This is a genomic window from Waterburya sp. (assembly GCF_058530065.1).
This window is the reverse complement of record NZ_JBZNBU010000320.1, coordinates 1-15,195: the sequence shown is the minus strand read 5'-3', so window position 1 is coordinate 15,195 and position 15,195 is coordinate 1. Positions and strand designations below refer to the sequence as shown.

The window sequence follows — 15,195 nt, the reverse complement described above, 5'->3', positions numbered from 1 at the left end:
ATCATGCAAGCAGCTGATGAAGCTGATAGCCCCGTAATCTTACAAGCTTCTCGCGGTGCGCGTAAATATGCAGGAGAAAATTTCCTGCGTCACCTAGTATTAGCAGCAGCAGAAAGCTATCCTCATATTCCTATTGCAATGCACCAGGATCATGGAAACAGCCCTGCGACTTGCTACTCTGCAATTCGCAACGGTTTTACTAGCGTCATGATGGATGGTTCTTTAGAAGCTGATGCTAAAACTCCTGCAAGTTTTGAATACAATGTTAATGTAACCGCAGAAGTTGTTAAAGTTGCTCACTCCGTTGGTGCTAGTGTTGAGGGGGAACTTGGTTGTTTGGGTTCTTTAGAAACTGGTAAAGGTGAAGCTGAAGACGGACACGGTTTTGAAGGTGCATTGAGCAAGGATCAACTTTTAACAGATCCCGACGAAGCTGTAGAATTTGTAGAACGCACTCAAGTAGATGCTCTAGCTGTAGCTATTGGTACTAGCCACGGTGCTTACAAATTTACTCGCAAACCTACTGGTGAAATTCTAGCTATTAGTAGAATCGAAGAAATCCACAGTCGTCTGCCTAACGTTCACTTGGTAATGCACGGTTCTTCTTCCGTACCTCAAGAATGGATTGATATCATCAACCAATACGGTGGTAAAATCCCCGAAACTTATGGCGTACCTGTAGAAGAAATTCAAAAAGGTATCAAGAGTGGCGTTCGTAAAGTTAACATCGACACAGACAACCGTTTGGCAATCACTGCTGCTATTCGCGAGGCTGCTGCCAAAGATCCTTCTAACTTTGACCCCCGTCACTTCCTCAAGCCTTCTATTGTTAACATGAAAAAAGTATGTCTCAGACGTTATGAAGCGTTTGGTACTGCTGGAAATGCAAGCAAAATCAAACAAGTTTCCTTGGATGATTACGCTGCTAAATATGCTAAAGGCGAATTGAATACTGGTAACAAAACTACAGTTGCTGTATAGGTTTTTAGGTCTAATAAAGACTTAGAGTAAGTCAATCGAGAAAAGTGAGTAGCTAAACGGCTGCTCATTTTTTTTGTCTAGAAGAGGATTGAATCGCGACGACCGAATTAATCTATATTTGTATTAACTAAAAATTCTCTAGTTGTCAGATAGAATCATCTGAGATTTTAGGTACATACACCTAAAAAAGCTACGTAAGAAGATAAGTCAGCATGATTCAAAAACTTAATTTAACTAATAAATATTTTTATTCCTTATTAACTGCAATTATATCGGTCAATTCTTGGCTAATCGGTGCTTCTACTTCTCAAGCTCACCATCTTAATCAGCAAAATAAACAGTTGCAAATAGCTAATGAACATAACATTGCTACTTACAATAGTAAAATTTTGCCTGAAACTCTTAATCTAGTAAAAAAATACGAAGGTTTTCGTTCTTATGCTTATATTGACAGTAGCGGTTTACCTGTTATTGGTTACGGACAGACTAGAATCAATGGTAGAACCGTCAGAATGGGTCAATCTATTACTAGAGCCGAAGCTGATGCTGCTCTGGAAAAAGAAATATACCACATTAAACGCTTGGTACTAGCAAATGTTAATGTTCCATTAACTCCCCACCAATTAGGAGCTTTAACTTCTTTAGTTTATAACGCAGGTATGAGAGTGATTACTAACAGCACTCTGATTAGAAAGCTCAATGCGAGAGATTATGAGGGTGCTGCCAGAGAATTTGTTCGCTGGAACAAAGCCAACCAAGGGGGGAGACTTGTAGTATTTCCTGGTTTAACCAAACGTCGTATTGCAGAACAGAATTTATTTTTGACTCCATATTCTCCTACAGCTACAACCAACTAATGTCAGGAACATTCTCAGATAGGGCAATTAAATTTTATATTCAGTGTTTTCAACGTGATATTTTTTTGACAGATAGACAATAATTAAGGTCACAATTTATTAATGGCGATCGCAAAATGTCTGGAAATATTGTTACTTGGTATTGGACGATCTATTGTCTGGTTTTTACATATTGGTTGATGCTGTTTTTGCAGGATGAAACTACTCCTAAAGATCGTCTAGCCTCTTGGACTTGTTTAATTATTGCTCCATTACTATGGCCAATTGTTTTACCGATATCTAGTTGGGAATTGAGTCGTAAAGCTCTGAATAATATTTTGATTTGAAAGAATAAATATCTTAAGAAGCGATCCTGCGCGGTCTTGGGAAGCCAGTCCGTTGCGGAGGTACCCTCCGTTGTAGGAACTGGCGCGGTTTCCCCCATGAGCGACTGGATCAAGAAGCGATCGCACTAATTAATAAATGCGATCGCTTCTTAACTTTTAATTGTTTAAAAACTTAGGTTGTTTGGGTATTTTCTCCAATCCAATTAAGATAAGCTGACGAACCAGCTAGCAGGGGTAGAGCAATAATTTCTGGCACATCATAACTGTGAAGTGCTGCAATTTTATTGACTAATTTCTCAAAGAGATTAAAGCGAGTTTTGATTGACAGTTGCCATTCGCGATCCTGGTTAATTTTTCCCGACCAAGTATAGAAAGAATTAACAGAAGCGATACTGACACAAGCTGCTAATTTTTCGCTCAACAAAGCCATAGCAATTTTTTCACCTTCGGCTTCGGAACTAACAGTAACCATTACCAAACAATAAGCGGAAGCATCTTCTACAGTCATAAAACAAATATTAGCAACCAGAAAATTATTCAGGATTTTGACGATACCATTCAATAGTATTCTTTAAACCTTGGCGAAAATCGGTTTCTGCAACAAAACCAAATTTTTCTTTGGCTCTAGTAGTATCCAAGCAACGACGAGGTTGACCATTGGGTTTATCGGTTTGCCAGACAATTTCTCCTTCAAATCCCATCAAGTCACAAATAGTTTCGACTAAATCTTTAATCGATATTTCTTGATTCGTACCCAGATTAACAGGTGCAGATTCATTATATTTTTGAGTAGCAATTACAATACCTCGCGCTGCATCGGTAGAATATAAAAATTCGCGAGTTGGAGATCCATCTCCCCAAGCAAATAATTGTGCATCGCCTTTTTGTTGTGCTTCATAAACTTTGCGAATTAAGGCAGGAATTACATGAGAACTTTGAGGATTAAAATTATCTTCAGGACCATATAGATTAACTGGCAATAAATAAATTCCATTAAAGCCATATTGTTGGCGGTAAGCTTCTAATTGAACTAGCAAAGCCTTTTTGGCAATACCATAAGGCGCGTTAGTTTCTTCTGGGTAACCATTCCATAAATCTTCTTCCTTAAAAGGAACTGGCGTGAATTTAGGATAGGCACAAATAGTACCGACGCAAACAAATTTTTCCACTCCTTCTTGGTAGGCTGCGTGAATTAATTGCGCTCCCATCATCAAGTTGTCATAAAACAATTCAGCGGGTTTTTCGCGATTTAAACCAATCCCTCCGACATGGGCGGCTAAATGAACTACCACATCTTGCTCTTTGACTGCTTGTTGACAATTTTCCCACTTACACAAATCTAGCTCTTGGGATCTGGGAGTACTAATTTTATCGATAGTAGCCCCTGCTGTGCATAGTTGCTCTACGACTTGCTTGCCCAAAAAACCATTACCGCCCGTAACTAGAATTCTTTTATCTTGTAAATCTAACATTATCAATAAGTAATTAAAATCTAATTCTATCTATAATATAAAATGTCTTTTCCACAATGTCTTTTTCACAAAAAAAAGAAGAGCAAAATAGCCCTTCTTTCCTTGATATTTGTTGACAGAAAATTACTTTTTAGGAGATAACATCATCATCATGTTACGTCCTTCCCGTTTGGGATATTGCTGTACTTCTGCATATTCTTCCAAATCTTTTGCCATCCGTTTTAGCAAGTCTTCTGCTAATCTAGAATGTTGAATTTCCCTACCTCGGAAGCTGATTGTTGCCTTAACTTTATCGCCAGATTTTAAGAAACGTTGAGCATTTTTGACGCGCACGTTGTAGTCGTGTTCCTCGATTTTATATCGCATCTTCACTTCTTTAACATCAGCATTATGTTGCTTTTTCTTCGCTTCTTTTTGCTTTTTATCTTGCTCGTATTTATACTTCCCGTAGTCCATAATTTTACAGACGGGGGGTTTGGCAGTTTCACTGACTAAAACCAAATCCAAACCTTTTTCTTGAGCTATTGCTAGAGCTTCTTTGGGAGTAATAATTCCCAATTGCTCTCCTTCTGAATCGATTACACGAATTTCAGGGAAGCGAATTCTTTCGTTAGTTTTGGTTAGATCGCGACTAGGGCTACTGCGTCTTCTATCTCTCACAGGCGTATTGTTTCTTTCCTTTTGTATTAGTAATGTTTTGGACTTAAAATTAAAACGATCGAAATAATATTTTCTTACTCCACCATTTTATCTATCTTCCTATTAATAGAATGTTAAGTTACGTTTATCCTCTATTTTAACTTAGAACCAAACTCAAGATGAATCTAACTGTAGATATACTTTGAGTCAGAAAAGCATAGTATGTAAATATTTTTTAAGTAAAAAATTGAATTCAAATTTATCTTGGCAAGAACGTATTGGCAATCAAAGAGATTGGGTATGGCGAGGATGGCAAACTCGCTATAGTTTTTTAAGAGCAAAAAGCGATTGCCCGAATAAATCATCGCCGCCCATTATTTTAATTCATGGTTTTGGTGCGAGTATCGAACATTGGCGCAATAATATACCAGTTATAGCCCAGGAACGTGATGTCTATGCTTTAGATTTATTGGGTTTTGGCGCATCCAGAAAAGCAGATACAGAATACGGTGCAAATCTATGGACGGAACAACTTCATGATTTTTGGCAGACGTTTATTGGTACTCCCGTTATTTTGGTAGGTAATTCCATTGGTTCTTTAGTTTGTTTAAACGCCACTGCTACGTATCCAGATATGGTTGCGGGATTGGTGATGTTAAGTTTGCCCGATGTTTCCGTAAGAGAAGATATGCTACCGCCTTTAGTTCGTCCTTTGGTGACTGGGTTAGAAAACTTGGTAGCATCCCCCTTATTAATTAAAACTATCCTCAAAATAGTCAGACAGCCTAAAATAATTCGTCGTTGGGCGGGAATAGCCTATCCCAATAAAGAAGCAGTTACTGACGAGTTAGTAGAAATACTATCTAGCCCTGCCTATGACGATGGATCGGGACAAACTTTAGTTAGATTATCTCGTAGTGTCCGCCAAACTGCTTTTGCCAAATCCGTAAGAGATATATTACCCGACATAAAAATTCCCATGCTACTAATTTGGGGACTGCAAGATAAAATGATTCCTCCCAATCAAGCCAAAGCGATCGCATCTCTCAATCCTCTAATCGAATTAGTAGAGTTGGCAGATCTCGGTCACTGTCCCCACGACGAAGATCCCGATCGCTTTAATGCTCTGTTATTAAATTGGCTCGAACGAAAGACTAGGGGACTGGGAGAAGTAATGAGTAATGAGTAATGAGTAATGAGTAATGAGTAATGAGTAACCACTAACTCTGACCTACTACCCACTACCCACTACCTACTTATCCTTGTCTGAGCTTATCCAAGACGCTGAGGTCTTCCATTGTGGAAATGTCGCCGACTAATTCTTCCCCTGCAGCGAGATTGCGTAAGAAACGACGAATAATTTTACCCGATCGCGTTTTAGGCAGGGCATCGGTAAAGCGAATTTCCCCAGGACGAGCGATCGCGCCAATTTCATTGACTACGTGCTGTTTTAGTTCTACTTTCAGTTCGTCGCTAGGATGGTGAGAACCTTCTAGGGTGACAAAGGCATAAACATCTTGTCCCTTAATTTCATCGGGGCGAGATACTACCGCAGCTTCGGCTACCGCAGGATGGGATACTAAAGCTGATTCTACTTCCATCGTTCCCAAACGATGTCCAGAGATGTTCATTACATCGTCTACACGACCCATCACCCAGAAATAACCATCTTCATCTTTACGCGCTCCATCTCCTGCAAAATAGAGGTATTTTCCGTCTTTGGGGGGAATATGTTCCCAATAAGTAGAACGAAAGCGAGCGTCATTTTTATAGACAGTACGCATCATACTCGGCCAAGGATACTTGATGACTAAATAGCCCCCTTCGTTTTCGCCGACAGAATTGCCTTCTAAATCTACCACATCGGCAATAATGCCAGGGAAAGGAAGAGTAGCCGAACCAGGCTTAGTAGGAATTGCCCCTGGTAGGGGAGTTAGCATAAAGCCCCCTGTTTCCGTTTGCCACCAAGTATCGACAATGGGACATTTCTCGCCCCCAATTACTTTGTGATACCAGATCCAAGCTTCGGGGTTAATCGGCTCTCCTACCGTACCGAGAATGCGTAGGGAAGAAAGATCTCGTCGGTTGGGATGTTCGTCGCCCATTTTGATAAAGGCTCGTATGGCAGTGGGGGCAGTATAAAAGATAGTTACTTTATATTTTTCCACCACATCCCAAAAACAACCAGGGTTAGAGGGACGAGGCGCGCCTTCATACATGACAGTGGTCGCACCATTGGAAAGAGGGCCATAAACAATATAGCTATGTCCTGTAATCCAACCCACATCGGCAGTACACCAATAGACATCATCATCTTTAATATCGAATGTCCATTTAAAAGTCATGTGGGTATAAAGGTTATAACCCCCTGTAGTGTGAACTACTCCTTTAGGCTTGCCCGTAGTGCCACTAGTGTAGAGAATGAATAGCAAATCTTCGCTATCCATATGTTCTGGGGGACAGTCTTCCGAGGCAGTTTCTTGGAGTTCGTGCCACCATACATCCCGCCCTTCTTGCATCATAATCTCTTGCTCGGTACGCTTGACTACCAAGACATTGGTAACGCTCGGCACATCGGTGGCGAGCGCATTATCCACCGCATCTTTGAGGGGTACGATTTTATCTTTGCGCCAGCCACCATCGGCAGTAATCACTAATTTAGCTTCCGCATCTTGCAAGCGAGCTTTTAAAGCTTCGGCACTGAAACCCCCAAAAACTACACTGTGAGCAGCACCAATTCTGGCACAGGCAAGCATTGCCACTGCGGCTTCGGGAATCATCGGCATATAAATACCCACGCGATCGCCTTTTTTAACCCCCAAGCTTTTAATTACATTTGCCATCTGACAAACTTCTCGGTGCAATTCAGCATAAGTAAGAGTTCTGGAGTCTCCTGGTTCTCCTTCCCAAATGAGAGCGGGTTTATCTTTACGATGGGTCGTCAGATGTCTGTCCAGGCAATTGTAAGAGATATTGATTTTGCCGTTGACGAACCATTTAGCAAAGGGCGGTTGCCAATCGAGAGTTTTTCCCCATCTTTTGAACCAATGCAGTTCTTTTTCAGCTAGTTTAGCCCAAAAACCTGTAGGATCTTGTTCTGCTAAAGCATAAAGTTTTTGATATTCTTTCATGCTTTTGATAGCAGCTTTTTCCGCAAATTCTGCTGGAGGATTGAATACTCTTTTTTCCTGTAAAATCGACTCTATAGTTGCTTCAGACATCTTTAAATTATTAACCATATATATGTTTACAGTTATTTTTAACGTTGATTCATTGGTAGTGATTTAATATTGGCAAAGTTAGTAAGAATTCTTTAAATATTGCAGTATTGATTTGACCTCTAATTTTCAACAGATAATTCTTCATCTTCCCAATGACAAAACCAAGGATCGTAACGCCAGATATCTTCATCGGGATGTTCTTCACAGTATTCGTCAAAAGCGGTATGTTTTAATTCTTCTGTTTTTTGATAGGCTCGTGCAGCTTGCAAGTCTTCTACTACATCCCAGGCAGCAGCACAATTGTCCGAACCAAAGCCTTGTTCGGTACAAATTTCACGAGCTTCAGCAATTTTCTGTTCGATTTGTGCTTCGAGTAATACAGAATTAGGCTGTTCGATAAAATCACTTTTGAGCAACAGATCTGTGGTAGAAATAATACCCAAAAGCTTATCTCTGATAATAGGAGCGCGACGAATGCCAGTATTGGCAAATAGCTGTGCTACGGATTGAGTACTGAGATCTGGATTGACCACAATACAAGGTTTAGTCATAATATCGCAGATGCGAACTTTTTTGGGGTCTAATCCCTTGGCTGCTACTTTATGGATAATGTCGGTTTTAGTGACAATACCGTAGCTATCCGATTCATCGAGGCGATCGACAATTAAAGAATTCAAATTATGTTCGCGCATCAATTTCACTGCATTGGCTACAGTAGCAAAACTACGGATCGTTATGACTTTTTTACTCATAATATCTGCTGCTTTCATTTTTTCCTCTTCTGATGGCTAGTTGTTCGTTGATAATACTTCTGTCTCCCAATCCCTGACCCCTGACTATCTATCCACTGCACCAATTATCAAATTCTTTTTCCCAGTCCACTATTTCCCATTCGTTGTTGGCAAATAGATCCCTCGGCAGTTCGTCTAACTCTTTTTTTTGTTGGGATACGAAGTTAGCTTTTTTAGTTAAATAATCTGTTTTAGTTAGAATATCTGTTATGGAAACGACTCCTAATAATTTATCTTGAATTACTGGCGCAATCCGAATTTTTGCTTTGGCAAACAGCTTGGGAATGTGTTCTATTGATAGATTGGGATTAATTACAATACAAGGTTTGGTCATGACTTCGCAGACATAACTATTCATCGGATCTTTCCCTTCGGCGATCGCCCGCGAGATATCTGTAGCGGTAATAATGCCATAAGCATCGTCATCATCAGCGCGATCGACAATCAAAGTTTTAACATTATGCTGCTTCATTAGTTTGGTAGCTTGCATAATATTTGCCAAGCCATCTACAGTGGCAACATCAGTAGACATAATATCCGCTGCTTTCATAACTTATCTCCTGCTGCAAAGTTGTTCTACCCGAAAATCTGGCAATTCAGAGCAGTATTCTGCAAACAGATTGGTTTCCAGGCTGCGAATTCTGTGGCGAAGGTCGTCTTCAATCAACTCATCGTCAGAATAAGATTTGAATGGCAGTTTGCGATCGCCATTAAATCGTTTCCCGCCCGTATCTTTATCTAAAGTAGAACGCATTTTGATTTCCTCAACTCAACCACAAGACTAAAAAGTCTTCTGTTCTCCAACTTATTCCCCTAATTTTTCGTGTAATGAACGCCACGATAGACTAGTTCGAGATGATGGGGATTAAGACGGTGTTGTTCTCTCATACGATGAATTTTCCAAGGAACACCGCGATATTTTCCCCCTACTTTTCCTTCAGTTACTTGCCATTCAACATATGGATCTTGATAATCTTGACCGTGAAAATGTAGTTTCATAATTCTTTCCTCCGTTTTTACAGACAAGAAAGATTTAGTTAGTTATCTTCTGTTTTGTTTTTAGAATAAAGCGATAAATTGAAGAAGTTGTGAGGAACTTAGGTTTGCCACCAAAACATAATTATTTACCATCTAGTTGTTAGTTGTTAGTTGTTAGTTGTTAGTTGTTAGTTGTTAGACCTTTTCTACATTTATATTTGTTCGTTTTTGACTCGTTCGGCAGCAGAATCCTGAGATTCCCGCAAAATAAGCACCGAACAAGGAGCGTGATGAGTTACATAATTACTGACACTACCAAGGAACATTTCTTTGACACCAGTTAACCCCCTACTGCCTACTATTATCAAATCTGCCGACCACGATTTAGCGCGATCGCAAATAGTATTTCCAGGATTACCAAAGTCTTGGATAAATTCTGCTTCAACTCCTGCTGCTTGGGCTGATTCTGCCAGCGAGCGCAAGATGTCTATGCCTCGCTGTTTTAATTTTTTCCATTGTTCTTGATAAATCTTGACTAAAGGTTCATCCATCAAATCGTATTCATAGCCAGAATATATAAATGGATTGGGATAGTTATTTTTATCTGGTGCAATAATGTTTAACAACATCAACTTAGCTTTAGTAGTTTTTGCTAGATACAAAGCTCGATCGAATGTATTGTTGTTGTTTTCTCTAATATCTATTGCCACTAAAATTTTATTTAACATATTTGTTCTCTCTAATATCGAGTACCCGATCTATTGATTCGGTGGTTCATACCTTATATCTATAGACAAATAACTTGAGAAAATTGTGACGAACAAAATTTTAATTTTGCTGTCAATAAGATTTTGACCCTAAAATTTTATTATTAACGCCTAGTGTGAATTAAAATGACATACTAGATAGCTCTTAAATTAAGCAACTACCTAAATCAGAGCATAAATGATTGTCTTCTTGAATGGCTTTAAAAGCTAAAAGCTGAAAGCTGAGAGCTAATAGCTACAAACTAATAACCTCTAAACGAAGCTAATTTACACCAGGCGTTATTAATCTTTCCCAGATGAAATTTTAATGCCAATCTCGATCGGTCTCATATTTAGTAAGCTAAATCCTCGCAGAAGTTTGCAAGCCCGTTTATTTTGGAATACTGCGGTTATGGTTTTGGTGCTTTCTCTGGCGCTGAGTTTGTTAGTAGGCTATGTTAGTGGTACGAGAATTGAATCTACCAGAGGACAGTCTCTAGATCAATTGGCTGCTCAAATGGCAGATAGACTAGAAGAAGGATTGTTTGAACGTTATCAAGATATTCAAGTTTTGTCCACCTTGAGTTCAATCCGTCAACCTACAAATTCCCTTGCTAATACTAGAACTTTATTAGAAAAGCTACAAAAGCTTTATCCTAACTATTCTTGGATTGGTTTAACTGACACTCAGGGAAATGTACTAGCTAGTACGGGAGGGTTGTTAGAAGGAAAAAATGCCAGTCAACGCTCTTGGTTTCAGCAAGCTCAAACAAAACCCTATGTGGGCGATTTACACGATGCTCTATTGTGGGAAAAATTATTACCCAAGCCAGGAAATGAACCATTACGTTTCGTCGATTTAGCTGCGCCAGTTACAGATAGTCAAGGCAATTTTAAGGGGGTACTTTGCGCTCATCTTAGTTGGCATTGGGCGCGAGATATAGAGCGATCGCTTCTAGAATTGACCTCACCCAGAAATCCCGTAGAAATATTTGTCACCAGTAAAGATGGTTCTGTATTGCTCGCTCCTCCTGGATTTTCCGAGGAAAAGTTAAGTCTGCAAATTATTCAAGACGCTAGCCAAGATGATTCTGGTTACTCTATAGAAACTTGGTCGGACAAACGGGATTATTTGACTGTATTTGCCCAAAGCTTAGGAAATCGAGACTATCCTAGCTTAGATTGGCTAGTATTAGTTAGGCAAAGCAAAGAGCTAGCCTTCGCTCCCGTGCGATCGCTGCAAAGAACAGTTTTAGGGGCTGGGTTGTTGTTTGGTAATTTTTTCGCTTTTCTTAGTTGGTTGAATGCCCAACGTATTTCCCATCCTATAGTCTCTTTAATTATGGCTGCGGATCGTCTGAGTCGAGGGGAACAGCAAGCTAGAATTCCCATAGTTAAGGGTAGAGACGAACTAGCAACTTTATCAAAATCTCTCACCTACACCCTCAATAGATTACAAGAGCGGGAACAAGCTTTAATTGATGAATTGCAGCAACGCCAGCAGGCGGAAGAAAAACTTAAAAAACAGGCGTTGATTTTTGACTCGATTCAGGATGGAGTAATTTTAACCGATCTCCAAGGTCAGATTATTGATTGGAATCGTGGTGCAGAAAAGATGTTCGGCTATAGTAAAGCCGAGGTTTTAGGGCAAACTCTCAGTATTTTGCACGAACCTCAAGAGGTGGAAACTTCAACCCTTTTAGTCCTCAAAAGCTTACTGGATGGAGGTTTTTGGTCGAGAGAAATTAATTTTGTGCGGAAAGACGGTACGGAAGGAGTTTGCGATGCTGTTGTGGTGCCTCAACTTAACGAGCAAGGAGAATTGCTATATACAGTTGGTGTCAATCGCGATATTACAGAACGCAAACAGGCAGAAAAAGATCTACAAGCCAGCGAAGCCCGCTATCGAGCTTTGAGCGAAAGTCTAGAAATTAAAGTCAAGGAGCGCACCCAAACTTTAAAACAGAGAAGAATCGAGTTAGAAAAAGAAATTTTAGAGCGCAAACAAGCAGAAAAAGCTGCGGAAGCTGCTAATCGCGCTAAGAGTGAATTTCTCGCTAATATGAGTCACGAATTACGCACTCCCTTAAATGCTATTTTGGGTTTTGCTCGCCTAATGTCTCGCGATCCGTCTCTAGAGCGATCGCATCGAGAAAATTTACAGATTATCAATGATAGTGGAGAACATTTGCTGGATTTAATTAACGATATTTTAGATATGTCCAAAATTGAAGCGGGCAAAATTACCCTCCAAGAAACTGATTTTTCTTTGACTGGTTTATTAAACGATTTAGAAGCCATGTTTGCTCTACAGGCAAAATCTAAAGGCTTACAGCTTAATTTTGTTACCCACGATCTACCTCAACACATCAAAAGCGATCGCCAGAAATTACGGCAGATTTTAATTAATCTCCTCAGTAATGCCATCAAGTTTACGGATCGAGGCAGCGTTACTTTAAGGGTAAAAGTTAACAACAGAGAAGACCATCCCCAACTACTATTTGCGGTAGAAGATACGGGTGCGGGTATTGACCCCGAAGAAATAGCTAATCTGTTTCAGCCCTTTACCCAAGCTCAAGCAGGATACAAAGCCCAAGAAGGAACGGGTTTGGGTTTAGCCATCAGCTACCATTTTGCCCATCTGATGCAAGGAGAATTGGCAATTAGCAGTAAGCTAACTAAGGGTAGCAGCTTTACCCTGTCTCTTCCCCTAAAAATAGGTGTAACTATCGAAGAAAACGAGATCGCGCCTACGGCAAAGGTAATCGGATTAGCACCCCATCAACCCAAATATCGAATTTTGGTGGTGGAAGATAAATCTAACAATCGTCAATTATTGGTTAAGCTGCTAAAATCGGTCGGATTCGCTGTAAAAGAAGCTAGCAACGGAAAAGAAGCGATCGCTGTTTGGGAAGCTTGGTCGCCCCATCTAATTTGGATGGATATGCGAATGCCCGTGATGAACGGAGACGAAGCAACTCGGATCATCAAGGAATCTGATAAAGGTCAAGCTACCGTAATTATTGCTCTGACTGCCAGTGTTTTTGAATCCCAGAAAGGACTGATACTTTCATCGGGCTGTAATGACTTTATGGGTAAACCTTTTCAGGAAGAAGAAATTTTTAACAAAATGGCTCAATATCTCGGAGTAGAATACATCTATGAAGAACCAAGTTCAATTATTAACTATAACCCTCATAACGCTCAATCTGAGATACCAATCCCTGAAGCGATAGAACAGATGCCCCAGGCATGGATTCAGAAATTATATCAAGCAGCAACCAAACTCGATAGCAAGGAGATAGAACAGCTTATAGCCCAAATTCCCCCAGATAATCGTGCTTTAGCCGAGAATTTGACAGATTTAGTCGAGGGAGTTCGATTTGATATTTTAGTAGAAATGACGCAGCCACTGATAGACAATGAACGATCGAGAAGTTATCGTCGAAAAGGGCAATATTCTAATTATTGATGATAAGCTGGAAAATCTTAAAGTCTTAGAGTCAACATTAGAACAACAGAAGTATCGAGTACGCAAAGCAATTAACGGCTCTATGGCTCTGATGGGGGCAACTGCCGAACCACCCGATCTAATTTTGCTCGATATTAAGATGCCAGACATGGATGGCTACGAAGTTTGCCAACGACTCAAATCAAATACTAAAACCAAGGATATTCCCGTTATTTTTCTGAGTGCTTTGGATGATGTTATAGATAAAGTCCGAGCCTTTAAAGTTGGTGGCGTAGACTATATTACTAAGCCGTTTCAAGCTGAAGAAATATTAGTGCGCGTTCAAAGTCAACTGCAAATTCATCATCTGCAACAACAGCTTCAAACACAAAATCAGCATTTGGAACAGTCAAACCAAGAATTAATTAGTTCCAATCAAGAGCTAGAACAATTTGCCTATGTAGTTTCTCACGATTTAAAGCAACCGCTACAGGTAATTCTTGCCTTTGCTAAATTGCTATACAAACATTGCCCAGATATTCCTAAATCGCGACTATTGCAGGGTTTAGCTCAAATTATCAAATCTAGTACCCGTATGCAGCAGCTAATTGACGATTTATTAGCTTATAGTCAAGTAGGAGCGAAGAAAACAGAGTTAAAATCGATTGACTGTAATTTAGTTCTCAAGAAGGTTTTAGAAGACCTGCAAGTGGCAATACAAAACAGTAACGCGACAATCGACTGCAATTCTTTACCTACAGTTTTAGCTGATGAAACCCAACTAGGCGAACTCCTGCAAAACCTAATTTGCAATGGGATTAAATTTTGCCCGAAAGAGCGATCGCCACAAATTAAAATTTCGGCACAGCAACAAGATCGAGAATGGCTATTTGAAGTAAGGGATAACGGTATTGGGATCGAACCAGATAACTGCGATTGCATCTTCCAAATGTTCCAACGTCTCCATACTGACTTGGAGTATCCAGGTACGGGTATTGGTTTGGCAACCAGCAAAAAAATTGTCGAACGTCACGGCGGAAAGATCTGGGTCGAATCTCAACTGGGTGAAGGAACGAGTTTTTATTTCACTCTACCGACAAAATTATAGATAATAACGTTTATCTAGCCACCATCTAACTTCCGTTTCCGAATTGAAGTCATAATAGCGATCGCGTTGGGGATCGTATACTCGATAGTAGGTATTGCCGTAGCGATCTTTTTTCTCTGATATCTTCGGTTCGGCATAAACATCGAATTTTAACCAACAATCTTCTAAATCTTCGAGTTTTTGAGCTAGTTTTCTTCTAAATCCAGTAGAGGTATTTCTAGCAGACTTTTGCCTTGAAGAGTGTTTTTGACTGTCAAGTTCTCGAAAATTAGATTTAGACCAATTAATAGTTTTCATGACAGTTATTTCACCTCCAAAAGCAAGAGCGTAAATTAGAGTAATCTTATTTTGTCTATTTGTTTAAAGATTACATCTAAGATTTGGGAAACTTGTGAAGATTTTAAGCTCGATTTAGACTTATCTGACCTCACAATTACTCCATAAGTAATCTTTAAAATAAGCCCGATTGCTCGTATATTTTTTATCGATGGAATTAGCAGTTTATTGTTTGCTGGCATTAGCTCCCATTGCTACGGTTTTTCTGTTATTAGTTATTGCTAAAAAATCGGCAAAACAAGCGATGCCGATCGCGTATCTGGTGACATCGGCGATCGCTTTACTCGTT

Annotated in this window: 16 protein-coding genes; 6 read left to right on the top strand and 10 right to left on the bottom strand. The window is 39.8% G+C overall.

The genetic code is table 11. From position 1 onward, the window contains the following. From fba to AC33VI_RS19015, 3 genes are all read left to right on the top strand, one after another. On the top strand, positions 1-981 hold a 981-nt coding region (gene fba / locus AC33VI_RS19025), incomplete at its 5' end, for a class II fructose-bisphosphate aldolase (protein ID WP_491783832.1). 212 nt (positions 982-1,193) lie between these two features. Beyond that, entirely contained in the window at positions 1,194-1,838 is a 645-nt protein-coding gene (locus AC33VI_RS19020) for a lysozyme (RefSeq protein ID WP_491783831.1), read from the top strand. Between the two features lie 116 nt (positions 1,839-1,954). Then, positions 1,955-2,164 carry a hypothetical protein gene (locus AC33VI_RS19015; protein WP_491783830.1) on the top strand — a complete coding sequence of 70 codons (210 nt, stop codon included), beginning with the start codon at positions 1,955-1,957 and terminating at the stop codon, positions 2,162-2,164. 172 nt (positions 2,165-2,336) lie between these two features. Here the strand turns inward: AC33VI_RS19015 and cutA are convergent, their stop codons facing one another. The 3 genes from cutA to infC form a co-directional block, all read right to left on the bottom strand. Then, positions 2,337-2,672, bottom strand: coding sequence for a divalent-cation tolerance protein CutA (gene cutA / locus AC33VI_RS19010; protein ID WP_491783829.1), 336 nt, complete (start codon positions 2,670-2,672; stop codon positions 2,337-2,339). 25 nt (positions 2,673-2,697) lie between these two features. Continuing rightward, positions 2,698-3,636, bottom strand: coding sequence for a GDP-L-fucose synthase family protein (locus AC33VI_RS19005; protein ID WP_491783828.1), 939 nt, complete (start codon positions 3,634-3,636; stop codon positions 2,698-2,700). Positions 3,637-3,759: 123 nt separating this feature from the next. Then, positions 3,760-4,296: a translation initiation factor IF-3 gene (gene infC, locus AC33VI_RS19000; RefSeq protein WP_491783827.1), complete on the bottom strand. Its 537-nt coding sequence runs from the start codon at positions 4,294-4,296 to the stop codon at positions 3,760-3,762. Between the two features lie 226 nt (positions 4,297-4,522). Between infC and AC33VI_RS18995 the strand changes: the two genes are divergently transcribed. Then, entirely contained in the window at positions 4,523-5,464 is a 942-nt protein-coding gene (locus AC33VI_RS18995; RefSeq protein WP_491783826.1) for an alpha/beta fold hydrolase, read from the top strand. A gap of 67 nt (positions 5,465-5,531) precedes the next feature. Here the strand turns inward: AC33VI_RS18995 and acs are convergent, their stop codons facing one another. The 6 genes from acs to AC33VI_RS18965 form a co-directional block, all read right to left on the bottom strand. After that, complete coding sequence (acs, locus tag AC33VI_RS18990) at positions 5,532-7,496, bottom strand: acetate--CoA ligase (RefSeq protein ID WP_491783833.1); 1,965 nt, start codon at positions 7,494-7,496, stop codon at positions 5,532-5,534. A 119-nt stretch (positions 7,497-7,615) separates the two neighbouring features. Then, positions 7,616-8,266 carry a CBS domain-containing protein gene (locus AC33VI_RS18985; protein ID WP_491783825.1) on the bottom strand — a complete coding sequence of 217 codons (651 nt, stop codon included), beginning with the start codon at positions 8,264-8,266 and terminating at the stop codon, positions 7,616-7,618. 70 nt (positions 8,267-8,336) lie between these two features. Continuing rightward, positions 8,337-8,837 (bottom strand): CBS domain-containing protein, encoded by a 501-nt coding sequence (locus tag AC33VI_RS18980; protein ID WP_491783824.1) that lies wholly within the window; start codon positions 8,835-8,837, stop codon positions 8,337-8,339. A gap of 3 nt (positions 8,838-8,840) precedes the next feature. Beyond that, complete coding sequence (locus AC33VI_RS18975) at positions 8,841-9,041, bottom strand: hypothetical protein (RefSeq protein WP_491783823.1); 201 nt, start codon at positions 9,039-9,041, stop codon at positions 8,841-8,843. Positions 9,042-9,100: 59 nt separating this feature from the next. After that, the gene (locus AC33VI_RS18970) at positions 9,101-9,286 is read right to left on the bottom strand and encodes a DUF4278 domain-containing protein (protein ID WP_491783822.1); all 186 of its coding nucleotides are present in this window, start codon (positions 9,284-9,286) and stop codon (positions 9,101-9,103) included. 191 nt (positions 9,287-9,477) lie between these two features. Continuing rightward, positions 9,478-9,993, bottom strand: a complete 516-nt coding sequence (locus AC33VI_RS18965) for a universal stress protein (protein ID WP_491783821.1) — start codon at positions 9,991-9,993, stop codon at positions 9,478-9,480. Positions 9,994-10,339: 346 nt separating this feature from the next. Here AC33VI_RS18965 and AC33VI_RS18960 point away from each other — a divergent pair, with 346 nt between their 5' ends. Beyond that, positions 10,340-13,483 carry an ATP-binding protein gene (locus tag AC33VI_RS18960; RefSeq protein ID WP_491783820.1) on the top strand — a complete coding sequence of 1,048 codons (3,144 nt, stop codon included), beginning with the start codon at positions 10,340-10,342 and terminating at the stop codon, positions 13,481-13,483. Beyond that, positions 13,434-14,570 (top strand): response regulator, encoded by a 1,137-nt coding sequence (locus tag AC33VI_RS18955; protein WP_491783819.1) that lies wholly within the window; start codon positions 13,434-13,436, stop codon positions 14,568-14,570. Before AC33VI_RS18960 ends, AC33VI_RS18955 begins: the two co-directional genes overlap by 50 nt. Here the strand turns inward: AC33VI_RS18955 and AC33VI_RS18950 are convergent. Continuing rightward, positions 14,565-14,867 (bottom strand): hypothetical protein, encoded by a 303-nt coding sequence (locus AC33VI_RS18950; protein ID WP_491783818.1) that lies wholly within the window; start codon positions 14,865-14,867, stop codon positions 14,565-14,567. The two genes, AC33VI_RS18955 and AC33VI_RS18950, sit on opposite strands and share 6 nt — an antisense overlap. Positions 14,868-15,195 lie beyond the last annotated feature (328 nt).